Raw genomic sequence first — 16,326 nt, 5'->3', positions numbered from 1 at the left:
ACGCTACACCCTCCCCACGGAAAGCGTGCGCTCCGCTCTTCGGATACCGAAGGAGATCAGCGAAGCGATCCCGAAATACATCACAAGCAGCAGCCCCAGAATTTCCGGCGTCCAGGAGATGTAATTGTTCCGAAGGACCATCGCCTGATAGGTCAAATCCGACAAGGTGATGAAATATACGAGCGAGGTGCTTTTGATCAGCTCGATCAGCAGATTGCCGAAGGGCGGCAGCATACGGATGACCGCCTGGGGCAGGATTACGTACCGCAGGTTCTGCCATGGCTTCATGTTCAGCGCGACGGTCGCCTCCCACTGTCCCTTGGGGATCGCGAGCACGGTGCTTCGAACGACCTCCGAGCCGTACGCCCCGAAATTCAAGCCGATGGCCAGCACCGCAGCACACAGCTTCGGAAGCTCGATTCCTACAAAGGGAAGTGCAAAGTACAGCCAGAACAGCTGGATCAGCAGCGAGCTTCCTCTGAAAAATTCCACGTACACTGTTGTTCCCGCTCTCAGCAGCCGGTACCGGGACATCCGGGCCAGCCCGGCGGCGAAGGAGACGAGAATCGCCACCACCGCCGAGAGCAGTCCGATGACTACCGTGAGCTTAGCGCCCTCCAACAGTAAAGGAACGAATTCCATCCATGAGGAGACCATGCAGCTCTACCCTTTGCACAGAGCTTCCGAGGTTACATCACCCGGCAGCTCCTGCTCCGTAAACCCGAATTTCTGAAGAATCTTCAGCAGCTCTCCCGATTCCTTCAGCTTCTTCAGTTCCGCATTGAACGCTTGCTGGAATTCCTTATCCTCCGGCCGGAATGCGGTAGCCCCGTATCCTCTCACGCTCTTCCCATCGATTTCGGGTTGGTTGAAATCGCTTACTCTTTCCAATCCGTCGTCCTTGGCCGAATCCAGCATCGCTTGAAGCGCAGGTCCGGTCATCGTAACGGTATGTGCCCGTCCGGCCTGCAAGGCATTGAGTGCAGAGGCTTGGTCCGGTACGAGCAGCATCTGATCCTTAGAGACGCCGGACTTCTCTAAATAACCGATTTCCACCGCACCGGTCATAACAGCCACCTTCACATCCTTGGATGCGATATCCTTATAGCTGTGTAATCCGTTCGGATTACCCTTTTTTACGGCAATAGCTTCCCCAATACTGTACTCCGGATCTGCGAACAGCACCGCTTTACAGCGGTCGGGGTTAATAAACATTCCTGCGGTAATCATGTCAAAGCGTTTGGCCTGAAGGCCGCCGATCAAGGAGCCGAATTCCGTAAGCTCCCCCTGCATGTCTTCAATGCCCATGTTCTTCAGTACGGCACGAGCAATTTCTACGGCTTCTCCCGTCAGCTGACCGTCGGACGTCTTATAGGCGTACGGCTTTTCGTTGGCAAAGCCGATGGTCACAACCCCTTTCTCCTTGACCTTGGCTAACGTGCCACTCTCCGATGACTTGGCCGGGGGCGGATTGTCCCCTCCCGCGCCGGCCTCCCGGACCTCTCCGCAACCGACGACTGATGTGAATAGCGATAGAAACAGCAGTAACGACAAACCCCTTCTCAAGCAGCACCACTTCCTCTCTTAAGAATTCGTTCGCGAACACTATTCATGCTAACACAGTTTTCCATAAGGTGTCATATGGACTCAGCCATGATATTTCCAGAGAATCCCTTCTCTCCTAGTCTGAGGGAGGATTACCCTGTACATCCTCCGAATTCCTCCCGTATGTTGCCATATCGTATCCGAAATGGCCCTTTCCCCCCCTCTGAATGTATGGTATTGCAATAGGAACAAATATTCCCATTTTGCAGCACTTTCTTTCAACATATAGATTTCCACTGAAACAAAAAACTATATCTAGATTTCCGTCCCGCAGTTCATGAGCTTAATCGTCTTCTGAACTCCTCCACCGCCTCCGGGTCACCGCTCACGAGCAGCCTGTCGCCACGGCGAATTTCCGTGTTTCCGTGCGGAATCAGAAACGATTCCCCACGATAAATGCGAAGAATCAGAAGCTGATCGAGAAGCGGCAGCTGGCGGAGCAGTACCATGTGCAGACGCAGGCTGGCCACCGTGACCTCGTGGATTGTTCCCTCCGATTCGGCGATAAGCTGCAATCCGCCTGGATTCTCGATCAATGCTCTCAGAACGGTGCGCGCCGCGAATAATGTCGAGAACACCTCGAAGCCCTCTCTGCTGAATTCCAGCTGAAGCTCCGGCTGCTCAATGCGGACCAGCACTCTTCCGTCCGTCAGCTCCTGAGCTCTGCGGGCAAGACGGGCATTGACCTCATCATCCATGTCCGCCAGCACTATAACATCCGCTTCGAAGGCCCCCAAGCTCTCCATCACCGTCTCGTCGAACGATGTCAGCTGATGAAGCGCTGCTTCCCCCTTGAAGGAATGACCACCTACGCCCATATTGGCGGATTGTGTCGTATAGACTCTAAGATCATAGATACTCTCATTCAGCAGCTCCATCACCACGGGAGCGGAAATATGGTTCATTCCCACGATCGAAATCATTTTCCGGGGAACCTCTCTCTTCGGGGCCAACTGATTGGATAACACCGGAAACAACACGCAGCTGATGATCGCTACGAGAATGAGTGCCCCATGAAGAGAGCTGTCAATGATCTTCAGCTCCAGAGCAAGCGTGGAGGCCGCAATCACCAGGCTAAGCGTGGACGACAGCAAAATGCCGGAGCTGATGACTTCGCGCCAGGAGAACCATTTCTTCAAAATCAGAGCCGGAATCATCTTAGACAAGAACAGCAATACGAGCAAGACGGGGATTAATACGAGCACGCGGAGATCCGTCAGCAACGGCTGCAGCTCCAGATTCACACCCACCATTACGAAAAAAATCGGAATGAGAAACCCGTAGCCGAACGATTCCAGCTGATGAATCCGGTGCTTCTCCGGCTGCATGAGGGACACGATGACACCAGCCAGAAACGCACCCAAAATGTTCTCAACCCCCAGGCTTTCCGACAAAAATACAATGACGAGCAGAAGAGCGAATACGGCCCTTGTGCTGAATTGTGCCGTACCCTCGCTCAGCGCGCGAAATACCTTGCCGGAAGCAAACATTTTGATGAGCCCGTACATCGAAATAATAATCACAAAGAATAACCCCAGCAGCAGCATCTGCACGATATTATTCGACAGCAGGCTGACATAAACCGCCAGCAGAATCATACTGACGAAATCGGCAAGCACCGTCACCAGAAGGATGGTTTGCCCTAGCGGGGTGACCATCAGCTGCCTTTCCTTCAGCACCGGCACCACCACACCAAGCGAAATGGTAGAGATAATCAGCGTCATGAGGAATACGCGATCCGCCAGCCCCGCCTTTAGCAATCCGAAGGAAAACAAGCCCGATATGACAAAAATCGACGCAAACAATATAACGGAAAGCAGCAGAGGCTGAAAGGGGCTTTTCTTGCCTCCCTGTCCCTTACTCCGCAGAATCGTAAAGTCAATCTCCAGTCCGCTGAGGAACATGAGATAAATAAATCCAAGCAGCGACAGCAGGTTGACCCAAGGATCATTCTGCACAAGATGAAAGCCGCTTTTTCCCAAGATCAGCCCTGCGATAATTTCTGCTACAACGACCGGCAGCAGCGTTAACCGGAGCTTGTACAGTACGATAGGAATAAGAAAAGCAACCGATACTACCCATATCAAGCTTTGCAGCGAACCGCTTCCATGATCCATACGCTTTCCCCCTTATTCCCCTTACTTTTTCCAACCCTTCCCATATGATATACAAAAAAGAGCAGAGGCATCGACCCCCGCTCTTCTGGCTGTTTATGATTAAGATACGGCAGGATGCTCTACCTTATCTTCCTTATCCTCATTATTATGGTTGTTTTTCTTCGACAAAATTTTCCCTGCACCGACAACTACAACAGCTAGTCCGATCGGAAGGATGTAATGTCCGCCCGGCACGTGCGTTTCGATGAAATGACCCACCGCCTTGTCCGCCAGCATCATCTCCCCTGCCGTATAACCGAGCAGCGCCGCGCCACCCCATACGATGATCGGGAACCGGGTCATCAGCTTCATCAGCAGCTGGCTTCCCCATATGATCAGCGGAATGCTGATGGCCAAACCGATTCCGATCAGCAGGTAATTGCCTCCCGCCGCACCGGCCACAGCCAGCACGTTATCAAGACTCATGACGAAGTCCGCAATAATGATGGTTTTGACCGCTTCGGCGATGCTTCCGCCCGCCTTGAGATGCTCCTCATCTCCGTCGCCCTTCAGCAGCTTCACCGCAATGAAGAGAAGGAGAAGGCCGCCCGCCAGCTGAACGAAAGGAACGGCAAGAAGCCACACAGCTACGAAGGTCAGCACCACACGCAGCGCTATCGCACCGAAGCTTCCCCAGATGACCGCACGCTTCTGCTGCTCTGCCGGAAGGTTGCGGCAGGCGAGGGCGATAACCACTGCATTATCGCCGCTAAGCACGATATTGATCAATATAATTTTTAACAGTCCTAGTAAAAACTCGCTTTCCACCGGGTACACTCCCTTATGCCTCAACGTAATAGTATGATTTTAATAGATTCAGGAGGAAAGAACAATTGTTTCTTGTGTATCATGTCCATTTATTCGGCAGAACATACCGTCTTTATCGAATCCTCTCACTTTCCTCAACAAAAGGCTCAATATGAATATGGACGTAAGAAATGCTGTGCTGCTCGGACATCCGTTTCTCGATATCCTCCGTAATTTCATGGCTTTCGATAACATTCAGCTGATGATCTACCGCGATCGTTACGTCGACCAGCCTGTTATTCCCGTGAATTCTTGCTTTAATGTCGATGATCTTCTCTACGCCCGGCGTTTCCGTAATCGTTTGTCTAATGGACTTCAACTCTTCGTAATCGAAGCCGTCCGTCAAGGCGTGGGAGGCGTCACGGAATATATCCCATGCCGTTTTGCAAATGATCCCCCCGACAATGACCGCCGTGAGCGGGTCAAGCCAAGGCAGGCCGAATTGCGACCCCATGATCCCGACAAACGCGCCGACGCTGACCAGAGCATCCGAGCGATTGTCCTGAGCTGCGGCGATCAACGCCTGACTATTGATTCTGCGGGCTAACCGAATGTTGTATAAGTAAACCAAATAAATGGCCCCTGCGCAAAGAAGGGCGGTCCAAGCAGCAGTAATATCCGGCGTTTCGATGGACGGACTGCGGAACGTAAGAATGGCCTGATACAGAACCTGCAGACCTACGGCGAACATGATGAACGATGCGACGAGGGCCGCCACCGTCTCCGCCCGAAAATGTCCGTACCGGTGGTTTTTATCGGGCGGTTTCCTTGATATTCGTAACCCGATTAAAACCGCCAGTGATGCGATAATATCCGTCGAGTTATTCAAGCCGTCCGCCGAAAGCGCTTCGGAGCCGGTTGCATAGCCTATGATCAGCTTGATTGCCGAAAGCGCAATGTAAGCAATGATGCTCAGCATGGCGCCCTTCTCACCCAGCTTAATATTGTCGTACGTTTCCTCCAACACCATTCACTCCTATTCCTTCCTCTTCCATGTTTATGTTACTTGATAGGAACCGTGTGGGTCTAGAGAAACAGTTTTGTCTTCGGCACGAAAAGTAAGGTAAGACTAACACTGTTGCGCAAGTCCAACTTTCCAAGTAGGATTTGAAAGACCAAAAAACCGGAGATTTCTCTCCGGCTCTGCAGTGCGATTTACATCGTTCCCCCGCCTTGGCGCACTTCGGGCGGAATTTTCTCGGGACCTTGATTGATATACTGGTAAATAAAGGTGCCCGCTTTGGATTCGTCATAGGCGGGAAGCTCCATGGTTTTCGTCCAAGCCGTCATGACGATTTGGTCCTGCTGGCTCAAGTCGCCGTTGGGCACGCCCAGGATGCCGGCGCCGGCTTTGCGGTACTTCGTAAGCTCCTCAATTCGTTTCACAATGTCAGGGTTAGCCTGGGGATGAAAATAAATAATAATATCTCCATGCTCCAGATTGTGAACCAGATTCTCGTAGGGCGGCCTTTCCTTGTACAATCCGAACTTCAGATCATGCGGACTATGAGTGCCCGAGGTCGGAATTTTCATTTCGTACCGAATCGGCGCCTCCGAATGGCCTCCGCCGTAATCTTTATCGTTCACTACTTGAATCTCCGCCTGGTAGTTCAGCTTTTCAATGCTGTATTTGCCGCTGGTGTACTGAATAAGGTTAATTCCAATGAGAACAACCGCAAGGCCAAGCATCGCATGCGAAGCCCTGAGCGCCAGTTTTCTTTTTTTCGTCAGCTCCGCCTTCTGTGCCTTCTTCAGCTGGCTTGTATTCCGGTGATGCAGCTTATTCGAGAACCAATAACCGGCTATGGCGGCTGCGAAGAAAACGAGCCCGATATACAGCAGTAAGAACGTTGTATCGAATCCTTGGTGCATACCCGCATGTGGGTCCATTCGTATCATCCCTTCGATTCGCAATTCGCGGTGTAACAACTCAAGTTACATGTAACTATAATAGTTACAACTAGTTCGGCTGTCAACCCTCAACACCCAAATGGTAAAAAACACCACACACTTATTACCGAAGATTTCGTGGGTATGTTAGGGGCCGCACAGGACTTCAAAGACGACCTGTCGGCTCCCCAAGATAACTACTCTTACTGCGTAGGAACTCGTTCCTTTTCTTTTGCTTTTCCCTCACCCAGCAGCTTGGCCGCGGCCGCACCTGCGACTAAAGACCATACCGCTGCCGAGACGCCAAGGAAGGAAACGTTGGATATCGCGACGATAAAAGAGAACAAGACGGAATACCGATAAGACGCGTCCGAGAAGGAGCTCTGCAAGCTCCCCAGCAGCACGCCTACGAGCGAGAAGCCTGTGATGATGCGAATAAACGACATCGGAAGCGCCTGAATGACGACGCCGAGCTTCCAAGCGAATAACCCGAACAATGCCACCAGCAGTCCGGATACCATCGCCGCCTTATACCGCTTCTCCTTAGGGCCAGCCTCCTCACTGCTGCACAAAGCGCTCATCATCCCCCCGATATTGGTGGCGTGTCCTCCAAAGAAGCCGGCGAACGCCGACGTCAGCCCAGTGATGAGAAGCGTCCGATTCACGGGAGCATCGAATCCGTTCTTCTTCAGCGCCGTTAGGGCAACGGCCACATCATTACTTAGGACAAGCACGGCACAAGGAATCGTGACCGATAAGAAGCCTCTCACCGTGAAGCTGGGCATAACAGGCTGCGGCATCACAAACTCCGCGGGGGGCAGCTGAGGCAGCTCGTTACTTACCACAAGCCCCAGCACAGCGAATACAACCACTCCGAAGATAGGCGGAATCGCTCTGGACACTCTGGGCGCCAGGAAAAAACCAAGAACAGCCATCCCCCCTACGATCGGCGCCTCCTTCATCGACGGAATAAGCGCTACCGCATAACTCAGGATGAGGCCCGCCAGCATCGCATCCATAAGCGGCTTAGGGATATATTCCAGCACTTTGCCGAACAGTCCCGTTACGCCAAGCAAGGCCAGAAGCACCCCTGCCATGATGAAGCTTCCTGCGAGCTCCGGCCACGGGAACTGAACGGCAGCCGTACTCAAGAAGGCCGCTACCGTAATGGAATGAGCGCCGCCGAACGGGATTCGGTACCGCAGGCTCAGCAGGAAATTCAGCAGGCCCCCTATCACATACACTGCGAACATCCAAGAGACCAGCTCCGTCCGGTCAAGCCCCAAATGATGCGAGCTTTGAACGATTAGGATGGCCCCGCCCGTACAGGCTAATAAGGCGGACATCATTCCGGTTACAACATTCTCTGTCTTCATGGCTTACATCCTCTTTCCTTCGAGCAAACTTCATCATCCCGACTTACTTGGGTCCTTACCTATGAATTGAATTGTAGGCTAACCTTCCTCAGGTGTAAACGTCCACTTCGCTTTCGGTTTTCCCGTCCACTTCTGGTATGATAAGAAAAGCTTTTACTTTCCGCTATGATAATCATAGATATCATGTCAAAACAGACAAACGATGGTGATAAACATGCGAAATCCCGATCGGACCAGTCCCAAGCCCCTGTATCAGCAAATATCGGACGACATTGAAAGAAGCATCATCTACGGCGAATATCCGCCCGGCAGCTTCCTCCCCTCCGAAAGAAAGCTTGCGGAGCAGCTCGGAGTAAACCGAAGCACCGTGGTGCGGGCTTACGAGGAGCTGCGGGCCAAGGGCATCGTGGAAAGCATCACCGGCAGCGGCACAATGGTCAGCAAGATGACGTGGGGCGCCGCACCGAGTCTGGCACCGAATTGGCGCCAATTTGTCGAGGGGGGAACCTTTGCGCCGAACCTCCCCTTTATCCGCAGGGTCCGCGAGGTATTGTACGAACGCAAATCCATCATTAACCTTGCCAGCGGCGAGCTGTCGTCCGATTTATTTCCGAATGAAACGATCCGCGAGCTGCTGAAGACTGTGCCGTTTCAGGCCCATCTCGGCTATGACGATCCTTATGGGTATATGCCTCTGCGCGAAACCCTGGTTTCCTTTTTGGAAAAGCATCTGCATATACGTACCACCGAATCTTCGATTCTCATTACGTCGGGCTCCCAGCAATCGCTTTACCTGATTACGCAGTGCTTGCTGTCTCCGGGGGATGCGGTAGCCGTCGAGGATCCTTCCTACTGTTATTCCTTGCCTATGTTCCAGTCGGCCGGTCTGCGATTATTCCGGCTTCCCGTAACGGAGGACGGTATAGAACCGGAAGACATCCGAAGCTTGTTCCGTCAGCACCGGATTCGTATGCTTTTCCTGAATCCGAATTATCAGAATCCGACGGGCAGCATTCTGCACCCATCCAAGAGACAAGCACTGCTGCAAATCGCCGCGGAGCTGGGCATCCCGATTGTAGAGGACGATCCGTTCAGCCTGACGTCCTTCGATCACGAGCCGCCCCCTGCGCTCAAGTCGGTGGACATTCACGGATCGGTGCTGTATGTCGGCTCCTTGTCCAAGGTTGCGGCCTCCGGCCTTCGCATCGGATGGCTGGTTGCTCCCCAGTCGGTGGTGAAACGGCTTGCCGATTCCAAACAGCAAATCGACTTCGGATTAAGTGTGGTTCCGCAATGGCTCGCCAATGAGTTTCTCCGCGCAGGTCATTTTAATGAGCATATCAGAAGCTTGCGCAGCGCTCTATCGCGGAAGCAGTCCGTGATGCTTGACGCTCTGCAGCAGGAGCTGTCCGGTCTTATTCGCTATCATCCCGTCCGGGGCGGTCTCAACCTGTGGTGTCAAATCCTGAGGGACATTGATGATTACAAGCTGCTGGAAGAATCGATAAAAAGAGGGGTCGTCTTTATGCCCGGGACGGTGTATGGCTCGGAGCCGGGACATGTCCGATTCAGCTTCGCACGTCCCTTCGAAGAGGAAATCGTTCCCGGCATTCGGAAATTCGCCGAGGCTCTGCATTCGATTTAAGTTTAAGCGAATTGGATGGGTCAAAAACAGCCAAAGTGGATGGCCATAGACAGGCCAACGTTTGATATAGTAAAGATGTGATTGAAGTTCAGCGGGTAAGGGGGCGACAAAGAGATGCCTTTGTTTGTTTACTACATTTTATTTGCAACTGTGATGCTGATTGCCGTGTTAGGCACCTTTTATGTAGGCTTTTCCAAAAAGAACAAAGAGGGCAATCCCACATACGATATGAAAACCAAAAGCAACTGGTCCAGACTCTCTTGGATCTACCTGATCATTATTGTTCTGAGCTATGTTGCGTTGGTCGTTTATATCGTCAAAATCAATACATGAAAAGCAAAAGGCAATCATCCCCTGCATCGCAAGGAGATGACTGCCTTTCCTTATTGACCGGACCAGACGTCCTTCGCATACGTTCCGTTCGACTGAAGCCGCTCCAGCCATTGCTCCGCTGCTTGCCTATCCGCTCCATGGACAAGCTGATAAGCCTTCAGCAGCTCCTCCTCTACCGACGGAGCCATCGTACTTCCGTCTCCGCAAACGTAAAGCCGCCCGCCGCCGTCAAGCATGCGGATAATCGCCTCAGCATGTTTCGCCATCAGATGCTGCACGTACGTTTTCGACTCGCCTTCCTTTCGGGAAAAGGCCGTATGAAGCGTAACGATGCCGTCTTTTTCATATTGCTCGAGCTCGTCACGGTACAAATAATCCGCATCGTTCCTGCATCCAAAATACAGATGAGCTTCGCCCAAGGAGGCTCCTTCCCGCTTCATGACGGCGCGAGCCTGCAGGAAGCCCCGGAAAGGCGCTACCCCCGTCCCCGGTCCTACCATAATGATTGGGGTCTGCGGGTCTTCCGGGAGCTGGAAGCCGGATTCCGGCGTACGGACGAAGACAACGAGATCGTCTCCGGCCTTACGCTCGGCCAAGTAATTGGAGGCTACTCCGTGGTATTCCCCTTGTCCGCTCCAAGCCTGACCGCGGACCACGCCAACCGTGACGCTGGCACGCGGTGCGTCGATCCGAGGAGAGCTGGAAATCGAATAGTATCTTGGCTTGAGCGGAGGCAGCATTTCCAGAAACTTCTCGAACGGCATCTCGCACGCTTCGTATTTCTCCACCAGGTCCAGCATCGTCACCCGTTTCTTCAGGATCTGTTCCTCGTATACCCCCTCGCCTAACAAAGCTTCCAATTCCCGCTTATGCGGAGGACACACCGTGAAAGCGGCCGCCTCGCGGATTTGGGCGCGTGTTGCTGGCTCTTGGAGCTCTATGCTATGGCTCAGCAGATCACGAAGCGAGACGGGGCGGTCTAGAGGCAGATGAGATGCGCTTACTCCGCTTGCCGTCAGGATCACTTGATCCTTTCCGTCCAAGCCGAAGCGCCGTAGGATACGATCGACGTTCTCCTGGCGATTGCTTGGAAAGACTCCAAGATGGTCACCTTCCTGGTACATTACGCCTTTCGGCAATTGGACCTCCAGATGCCGCGTACTCCGTTCGCTGCCGGGCTGCTGAAGCTCCTGGTTGTCCAATACCGCCGCGTGAACGGCTTCATAGGATTGAGCGAGCGGCGTCTCGGCCATGCCGCTGACAAACTGAAGGTTCAGCGTGCTCCGTTCCTTTTCCGCATTTTCGTTGAGCTTAAGATCAAACGTCTTCATCGCATCGGCCCACATTTGCGCTTTCCAGGCTTCAAACTGCTTTTCGAAGTCTCCGCTCGCATCGGCCTCGCCGCGAAGGGAGAACCGGGTCGCTCCCAGCTCAGCCAGCTTCTCGTCGATGTATCGGGGGACCTCTTGATACGTTGCGGCCCAATTGCGGTCCCCGCAGCCGAATACCGAATAGTGAACGCCTTGGAGATCCTTCGGCTCGGCCTGCTCCAGCCATTGCACGAACTGGCGCGCGTTGCTCGGCGGCTTCCCGTTATAGGATGAGGTAATGATCAGCAAAGCCCCTTCTTTAGGCAAATGTCCGAGCCGCTCATTCAATGCGGCCGCTTCGCTTCGGATCCCGTGCAGACGTGCTACATCCGCCAGCTCTTTGGCGATGCGCTCGGCTGTTCCCATATTGGAGCCGTAAAGAACAAGCAGCGGCCGGTTATCCACTCCAAGGAGGGATGCTCTCTGAGACGGCTGCTCGGTCTTGGACGATGGAGCCTCCGCCGTCGCTTCCGCTTCCGGCTTGACAGGATATGCCGGTGCTGCCTTCTTGTCCCGCAATTGCACGCGAATGCTAAAGTCATCCGGCTTCAGCGTCAGCGTTTGTTTGACCTTCAGCTGATAGTTCCTATGGTCAATCAACTGAAATTGCTGGAGGATCATTCCGAGCACAAGCGTAGCTTCGTGAAGCGCGAACTGCATGCCGATACATGCCCGCTGTCCGTTCCCGAAGGGCTTATACGCATGGTTCGGTATGCCTGCCGGGTCTTCGAACCTCTCCGGACGGAATTGCTCTGCATCCTCCCCCCATGCTCCCTTATCCCGATGAAGCTGGGGCAGAAGCACGGAGACGGCTTCTCCCTTGGCGACCGGGTACTTTCCCCCAATCACCGTGTCTTCCTGGGCAACCAGATTAAATTGAGGGGCCGTCGGCCATAGGCGTAACGATTCATTCAGAATCATGCGAATATACTTAAGCTGTAACACTTGCTCGTACGTAGGCAGCCCGTCGCCCAGCACTTCATCCACTTCGGCATAAGCCTTTTTCAATACTTCAGGGTGCTTGAGCAAGAAGTACGTCGTGAAGGACAACAGACCGCTCGTCGTTTCATGCCCGGCGATCAAGAAGGTGATCATTTGATAACGAATATTCTCGTCATCCAGCCGCTCTCCGGTTTCGGGGTCCTTCGCACTCAGCATCCGGGAGAGCAGGTCCGTTTCCCCTTGATCTCCGCTTGCTTTGCGGTCGGAGATAATTTTATCTACCAGCGCGAACATGGATTGAATATCGTTCTCGTATTGTCGCTTCGTCTTCACCATCAGCTTATTTTGAATCGGCAGCCGGTTATTATAATGCATCGCTTCGTCCAAAGCCCGAACCATGCTGACGATAAAAGGATTCGGCGTTTCCCGGTAATAGCTGTTGAACCGATAGTTAAATCCGCAAAGCCCGATCGTATCCAGCGTAAGGCGTGTCATATCCTCGGGCACATCGATGCTTTCGTCCGCGTTCAACCGGGCCCATTTTTGTACGAGCTGCACAGCGATATCAACCATCATGCCATGATACCCTTTCATAGCCTGCTGACTGAAGGCCGGCATCAAAATCTGATGCGCTTTTTTCCAATTGGGCTCTGTGGTCAGACTGGTAAACAATCCGTCCCCCGCAAAGTCGCGTACCTTTAGGAGGTGACCGATCCCTTTGTCAAACCGGGATTCATCGCACGCATCGGCCACCAAATCAGGACCGGAAATAATAATGACCGATCTTCCAAAAACCTCGAATCGAAAAATCGGACCGTACTCATCCGCAAGCTTACAGAAGGATAACGTGGGCGAGTCCTTATCAATTAACGGCAAATTTCCGAGTACACCGTACGTTTTGGGCTGGGGGATCGACGTAACATTTTCCATTAAGCTGGCTCCTCTTCCGCATGTAAATCAGCAATTGCTGTATAAATCCTCTATAGGATTTACTTTCCACCCAGGAAGAATACAAGCAACAGTGAATTCCATGGTAAAAGGATGCCTGCCCTGGAGCTTTTGCGATGGCGCTACAATAATGGCGACAACAGACGGGAGACGGCTTCTCTCAGCTTGATCTTGCGGCCGCGAGCCTCATACCGTTCCGTTGTGAGCTCCGAGCATACTTGCATATCTTGGACGAACAGATCATAAAGCCGCTTGGCAACGTTCGTGTCATAAACGATGGCGTTGATTTCGAAGTTTAATTTGAAGCTGCGATTATCGACATTGGTTGTCCCCACGGAAGCAACGGTTTGGTCGACAATGATGGTCTTGGCGTGCAGGAAGCCCTTCTCGTACAAAAAGATTTTGGCCCCGTAAGGCAGCAATTCGCCGACATTCGACCAGGTAGCCCAGTAGACGAACAGCTGATCGGGCTTATTAGGGATCATAATTTGAACATCGACACCCGATAACAACGCAATTTTGCATGCGTCCATAAAGCTTGAATCCGGTATGAAATAGGGAGTCTGGATATGTACGCTGCGCTTGGCCGTCGCGATCAGCTTGATATACAGATTCTTGAGATGCTCCGTTTGCGAGTTGGGGCCGCTTGCGATAATTTGTACCGGAGAATAACCGTGACAGCGCTCCGTACGATTCGCGAACAGCCGCGTTTCTTCCCCGGAGGCCTTCGAAGCCAACCGCCAATCCAACATAAAGCGCCCTTGAATATGATTCACGGCCTCTCCCTGCACGCGAAAGTGGGTATCCCGCCAATAGCCCATGCTTTGGTCCAATCCCAAATACTCTTCTCCGACATTAAAGCCCCCGATGTACCCGATCTCTCCGTCAATCACACACAATTTGCGATGGTTTCGGTTATTGATCCGAAAGTTAAACAGCCTCAGGAAGGAGGGAAAAAATATCTCCACTTGCCCCCCATGCGAAGTGAGCTCTTGGAAAAAGGAGCGCGGAAGTCGTTTGGAGCCGACCTCATCATACAGCAGCCGAACTTTGACGCCCTCTTTCGCCTTTTGTATCAATTCATCCCGCAGCTGCCTGCCGAGGGAATCGGGCTGAATGATGTAATATTGCACATGAATCTCCTTTTTCGCCTGCCTTATATCGCGAAACAAGGATTCAAATTTGTCTTTTCCATCGTGAAAAACTTGAATCTCATTGTCCGTCGTCAGCAATGCGCTCGAGGATCTCAAATTCATTTTGATTACATCGGAATATTGGCCGATCAAGCTTTGCTTATCGTATTTCAGCTCGTCAATGGCGGCCAGCTCTTCAGCAACCTTCGTTTCGAAATATATTTTCTCTTCTCTGGTCAAATCGTAAAAATGCTTATGCTTCAGCTGCCTTCCGATAAATATGTAAAATATAAAGCCAAGCAGCGGGATAAAAAATAAAACCATCAGCCATGCCCAAGTGGAGCCGACATCTCTTCTCTCCATGAACACGACGACTCCCGCCAAGACAATGTTGCTCACCATAATCATCGATATAATGACGGACATCACAGTGATTTCCACGGAACACAGCCCCTTCGATTGTTCACTTTCAGGAATCGCACGGCTGAGCCCGTGATTCGCGCTGCCTCAGCCTGAGCTGAATTGTATCATGGAACAGGCATGTCCTGCCATTCATACTATTGTTACCACCCGATTCGATTTCCATCTCTGAAAAATTCCCCGTTCGGTCCTTCCGGTCCAACTCCTCCTCCGCCAAATAAAGAGGCACACCGGTGTAGGTGCGCCCTAATTTTGTACTAAGATAAATGTTATTCATTCCCCATCGTACTGATGTCGATTACAAATCGATACCGGACATCGGAAGCCAGTACGCGCTCCCAAGCTTCATCAATCCGGTTGGCGGAAATAACCTCGATCTCCGGAGTAATGTGGTGCTCGGCGCAAAAGTCAAGCATTTCCTGCGTTTCGCGAATTCCACCGATCATCGACCCGGCAAAAGACCGGCGATGGCCGATAAGAGAAAATACGTTAAGTGACAGCGGCTCCGCCGGCGCACCGACATTGACTAACGTACCGTCCAGCGCCAGCAGTGAAAGGTAGGCACTAATATCGATCTTGGCGCTTACGGTATTCACGATAAGGTCAAACGAACCGGCAAGTTTTTTAAACGTCTCCGGATCGCTCGTGGCATAATAATGGTCCGCGCCCAGCCGCAAGCCGTCTTCTTTCTTCTTCATTGTTTGTGATAAAACAGTAACCTCCGCCCCCATGGCATGGGCGATCTTCACAGCCATATGTCCAAGCCCGCCAAATCCAACAACAGCCACCCTCTTGCCCGGTGCAGCTCCCCAATGACGTAGTGGGGAATACGTCGTGATGCCGGCACACAGCAATGGAGCGGCGGCGTCAAGCTCAATACCGTCAGGAATCCTTACCACGAAGTCTTCGGTTACTACAATGTGGGTGGAATAGCCACCCTGCGTATATCATTAAAGAATTAGAGGAGATGGGCGATTGGGCATGCAAGCTGAATTGGAGCAATGCTCTTTTGCCTTTTTTTGAATACTTTGAGAAAAATTATTTATTTTTTTCGACCATGTTAGCGAGTAGAGGAGCGCCATCGTTTAGAACTCGGCTTCTTGATTATATTATGGAAGGATTCAAAGGTGAAATTGACAATGAAGGCCAAAGAAATGCTGATTTAAGCGAAGATGTTACGCTGCAATATGCCGGGACTGCTTATGTAGGGGTAATTGAGTGGTGGATCAGGAATGGAATGCCCTATCCGCCTCAAGTAATGGCCAAACAAGTTGGAAGTTTGTTAGAGAGAACTTTATAATCCTGTGAATCGAACCAGAGCGTTTTGCTTACTTGTCAGGATGCTTTGGTCCATATTTACGGATTTCGCATGGGGTTCATTTGGGCCATTGGTTGTTTCAGCAGCATAGTCATCATTTAGATCTGTTTGATAACCTAATGTGCGACGTTATAGTCCAAGGCAGCTCCCTGACGGATGGAATGAAATGCAGTAACCAACTCGCGCATATCAGACGTACACGAAGTGATAGTCAAGGACGGCACTTGGCATGAAGACCACCCAATCGTAATCAACCAGTTCTTTCTGGTTGATCCTTCTATAGTTAGGATCGACGAGGTAGCCGGGTGGAATAGGCTTGTCCGCTTCATAAAGACGACAAATTTCGCTTAAAACCATAAATAAAACCTCCTATGAGAGCAATT

Annotated in this window: 12 protein-coding genes and 2 pseudogenes; 3 read left to right on the top strand and 11 right to left on the bottom strand. The window is 51.9% G+C overall.

Translation table 11 applies throughout. The features are described from left to right. Positions 1-3: 3 nt before the first annotated feature. The 7 genes from ehuC to QMO62_RS22300 form a co-directional block, all read right to left on the bottom strand. Positions 4-657 carry an ectoine/hydroxyectoine ABC transporter permease subunit EhuC gene (ehuC, locus tag QMO62_RS22330; RefSeq protein ID WP_284644391.1) on the bottom strand — a complete coding sequence of 218 codons (654 nt, stop codon included), beginning with the start codon at positions 655-657 and terminating at the stop codon, positions 4-6. A gap of 6 nt (positions 658-663) precedes the next feature. Further along, positions 664-1,566 (bottom strand): ectoine/hydroxyectoine ABC transporter substrate-binding protein EhuB, encoded by a 903-nt coding sequence (gene ehuB, locus QMO62_RS22325; protein ID WP_284644389.1) that lies wholly within the window; start codon positions 1,564-1,566, stop codon positions 664-666. Positions 1,567-1,880: 314 nt separating this feature from the next. Continuing rightward, the gene (locus tag QMO62_RS22320; protein ID WP_284644387.1) at positions 1,881-3,722 is read right to left on the bottom strand and encodes a cation:proton antiporter family protein; all 1,842 of its coding nucleotides are present in this window, start codon (positions 3,720-3,722) and stop codon (positions 1,881-1,883) included. Between the two features lie 99 nt (positions 3,723-3,821). Then, positions 3,822-4,529 carry a TerC family protein gene (locus QMO62_RS22315; protein ID WP_284644385.1) on the bottom strand — a complete coding sequence of 236 codons (708 nt, stop codon included), beginning with the start codon at positions 4,527-4,529 and terminating at the stop codon, positions 3,822-3,824. Positions 4,530-4,641: 112 nt separating this feature from the next. Continuing rightward, a complete protein-coding gene (locus QMO62_RS22310; protein ID WP_284644384.1) occupies positions 4,642-5,532 on the bottom strand; it encodes a cation diffusion facilitator family transporter in 891 nt (296 codons plus the stop codon). 191 nt (positions 5,533-5,723) lie between these two features. Next, positions 5,724-6,440, bottom strand: coding sequence for a DUF3105 domain-containing protein (locus QMO62_RS22305; protein ID WP_284644382.1), 717 nt, complete (start codon positions 6,438-6,440; stop codon positions 5,724-5,726). Between the two features lie 221 nt (positions 6,441-6,661). Next, positions 6,662-7,834, bottom strand: a complete 1,173-nt coding sequence (locus QMO62_RS22300; protein WP_284644381.1) for a benzoate/H(+) symporter BenE family transporter — start codon at positions 7,832-7,834, stop codon at positions 6,662-6,664. Positions 7,835-8,048: 214 nt separating this feature from the next. On the opposite strand from QMO62_RS22300, the gene pdxR reads away from it, so the two are divergent. Then, positions 8,049-9,479, top strand: coding sequence for a MocR-like pyridoxine biosynthesis transcription factor PdxR (pdxR, locus tag QMO62_RS22295; protein ID WP_284645002.1), 1,431 nt, complete (start codon positions 8,049-8,051; stop codon positions 9,477-9,479). A 114-nt stretch (positions 9,480-9,593) separates the two neighbouring features. Further along, positions 9,594-9,812: a hypothetical protein gene (locus tag QMO62_RS22290; RefSeq protein ID WP_284644379.1), complete on the top strand. Its 219-nt coding sequence runs from the start codon at positions 9,594-9,596 to the stop codon at positions 9,810-9,812. A gap of 50 nt (positions 9,813-9,862) precedes the next feature. Here QMO62_RS22290 and QMO62_RS22285 read toward each other — a convergent pair whose 3' ends face one another. The 3 genes and pseudogenes from QMO62_RS22285 to QMO62_RS22275 form a co-directional block, all read right to left on the bottom strand. Further along, positions 9,863-13,054 (bottom strand): bifunctional cytochrome P450/NADPH--P450 reductase, encoded by a 3,192-nt coding sequence (locus QMO62_RS22285; RefSeq protein WP_284644377.1) that lies wholly within the window; start codon positions 13,052-13,054, stop codon positions 9,863-9,865. 140 nt (positions 13,055-13,194) lie between these two features. Then, on the bottom strand, positions 13,195-14,631 hold the full coding sequence (cls, locus tag QMO62_RS22280; protein WP_284645001.1) for a cardiolipin synthase: 1,437 nt from the start codon (positions 14,629-14,631) through the stop codon (positions 13,195-13,197). 263 nt (positions 14,632-14,894) lie between these two features. Further along, positions 14,895-15,569 (bottom strand): annotated as a pseudogene (locus QMO62_RS22275) (NAD(P)-dependent alcohol dehydrogenase); the annotation flags it as partial. Between the two features lie 5 nt (positions 15,570-15,574). Here QMO62_RS22275 and QMO62_RS22270 point away from each other — a divergent pair. Beyond that, a pseudogene (locus tag QMO62_RS22270) lies at positions 15,575-15,925 on the top strand (TetR-like C-terminal domain-containing protein); the annotation flags it as partial. Positions 15,926-16,132: 207 nt separating this feature from the next. Here the strand turns inward: QMO62_RS22270 and QMO62_RS22265 are convergent. Continuing rightward, the gene (locus QMO62_RS22265; protein WP_284644375.1) at positions 16,133-16,300 is read right to left on the bottom strand and encodes a hypothetical protein; all 168 of its coding nucleotides are present in this window, start codon (positions 16,298-16,300) and stop codon (positions 16,133-16,135) included. Positions 16,301-16,326: the final 26 nt, after the last annotated feature.

Source organism: Paenibacillus silviterrae (assembly GCF_030167925.1).
Classification (GTDB): domain Bacteria; phylum Bacillota; class Bacilli; order Paenibacillales; family NBRC-103111; genus Paenibacillus_G; species Paenibacillus_G silviterrae.
This window is presented reverse-complemented; position numbering and strand designations above follow the sequence as displayed.

Coding starts and splice junctions, on each gene's coding strand:
- ehuC (WP_284644391.1), bottom strand. CDS start 657: ATGGTCTCCTCATGGATGGAATTCGTTCCTTTACTGTTGGAGGGCGCT.
- QMO62_RS22320 (WP_284644387.1), bottom strand. CDS start 3,722: ATGGATCATGGAAGCGGTTCGCTGCAAAGCTTGATATGGGTAGTATCG.
- QMO62_RS22305 (WP_284644382.1), bottom strand. CDS start 6,440: ATGCACCAAGGATTCGATACAACGTTCTTACTGCTGTATATCGGGCTC.
- QMO62_RS22300 (WP_284644381.1), bottom strand. CDS start 7,834: ATGAAGACAGAGAATGTTGTAACCGGAATGATGTCCGCCTTATTAGCC.
- pdxR (WP_284645002.1), top strand. CDS start 8,049: ATGCGAAATCCCGATCGGACCAGTCCCAAGCCCCTGTATCAGCAAATA.
- QMO62_RS22290 (WP_284644379.1), top strand. CDS start 9,594: ATGCCTTTGTTTGTTTACTACATTTTATTTGCAACTGTGATGCTGATT.
- QMO62_RS22285 (WP_284644377.1), bottom strand. CDS start 13,054: ATGGAAAATGTTACGTCGATCCCCCAGCCCAAAACGTACGGTGTACTC.
- cls (WP_284645001.1), bottom strand. CDS start 14,631: ATGTCCGTCATTATATCGATGATTATGGTGAGCAACATTGTCTTGGCG.
- QMO62_RS22265 (WP_284644375.1), bottom strand. CDS start 16,300: ATGGTTTTAAGCGAAATTTGTCGTCTTTATGAAGCGGACAAGCCTATT.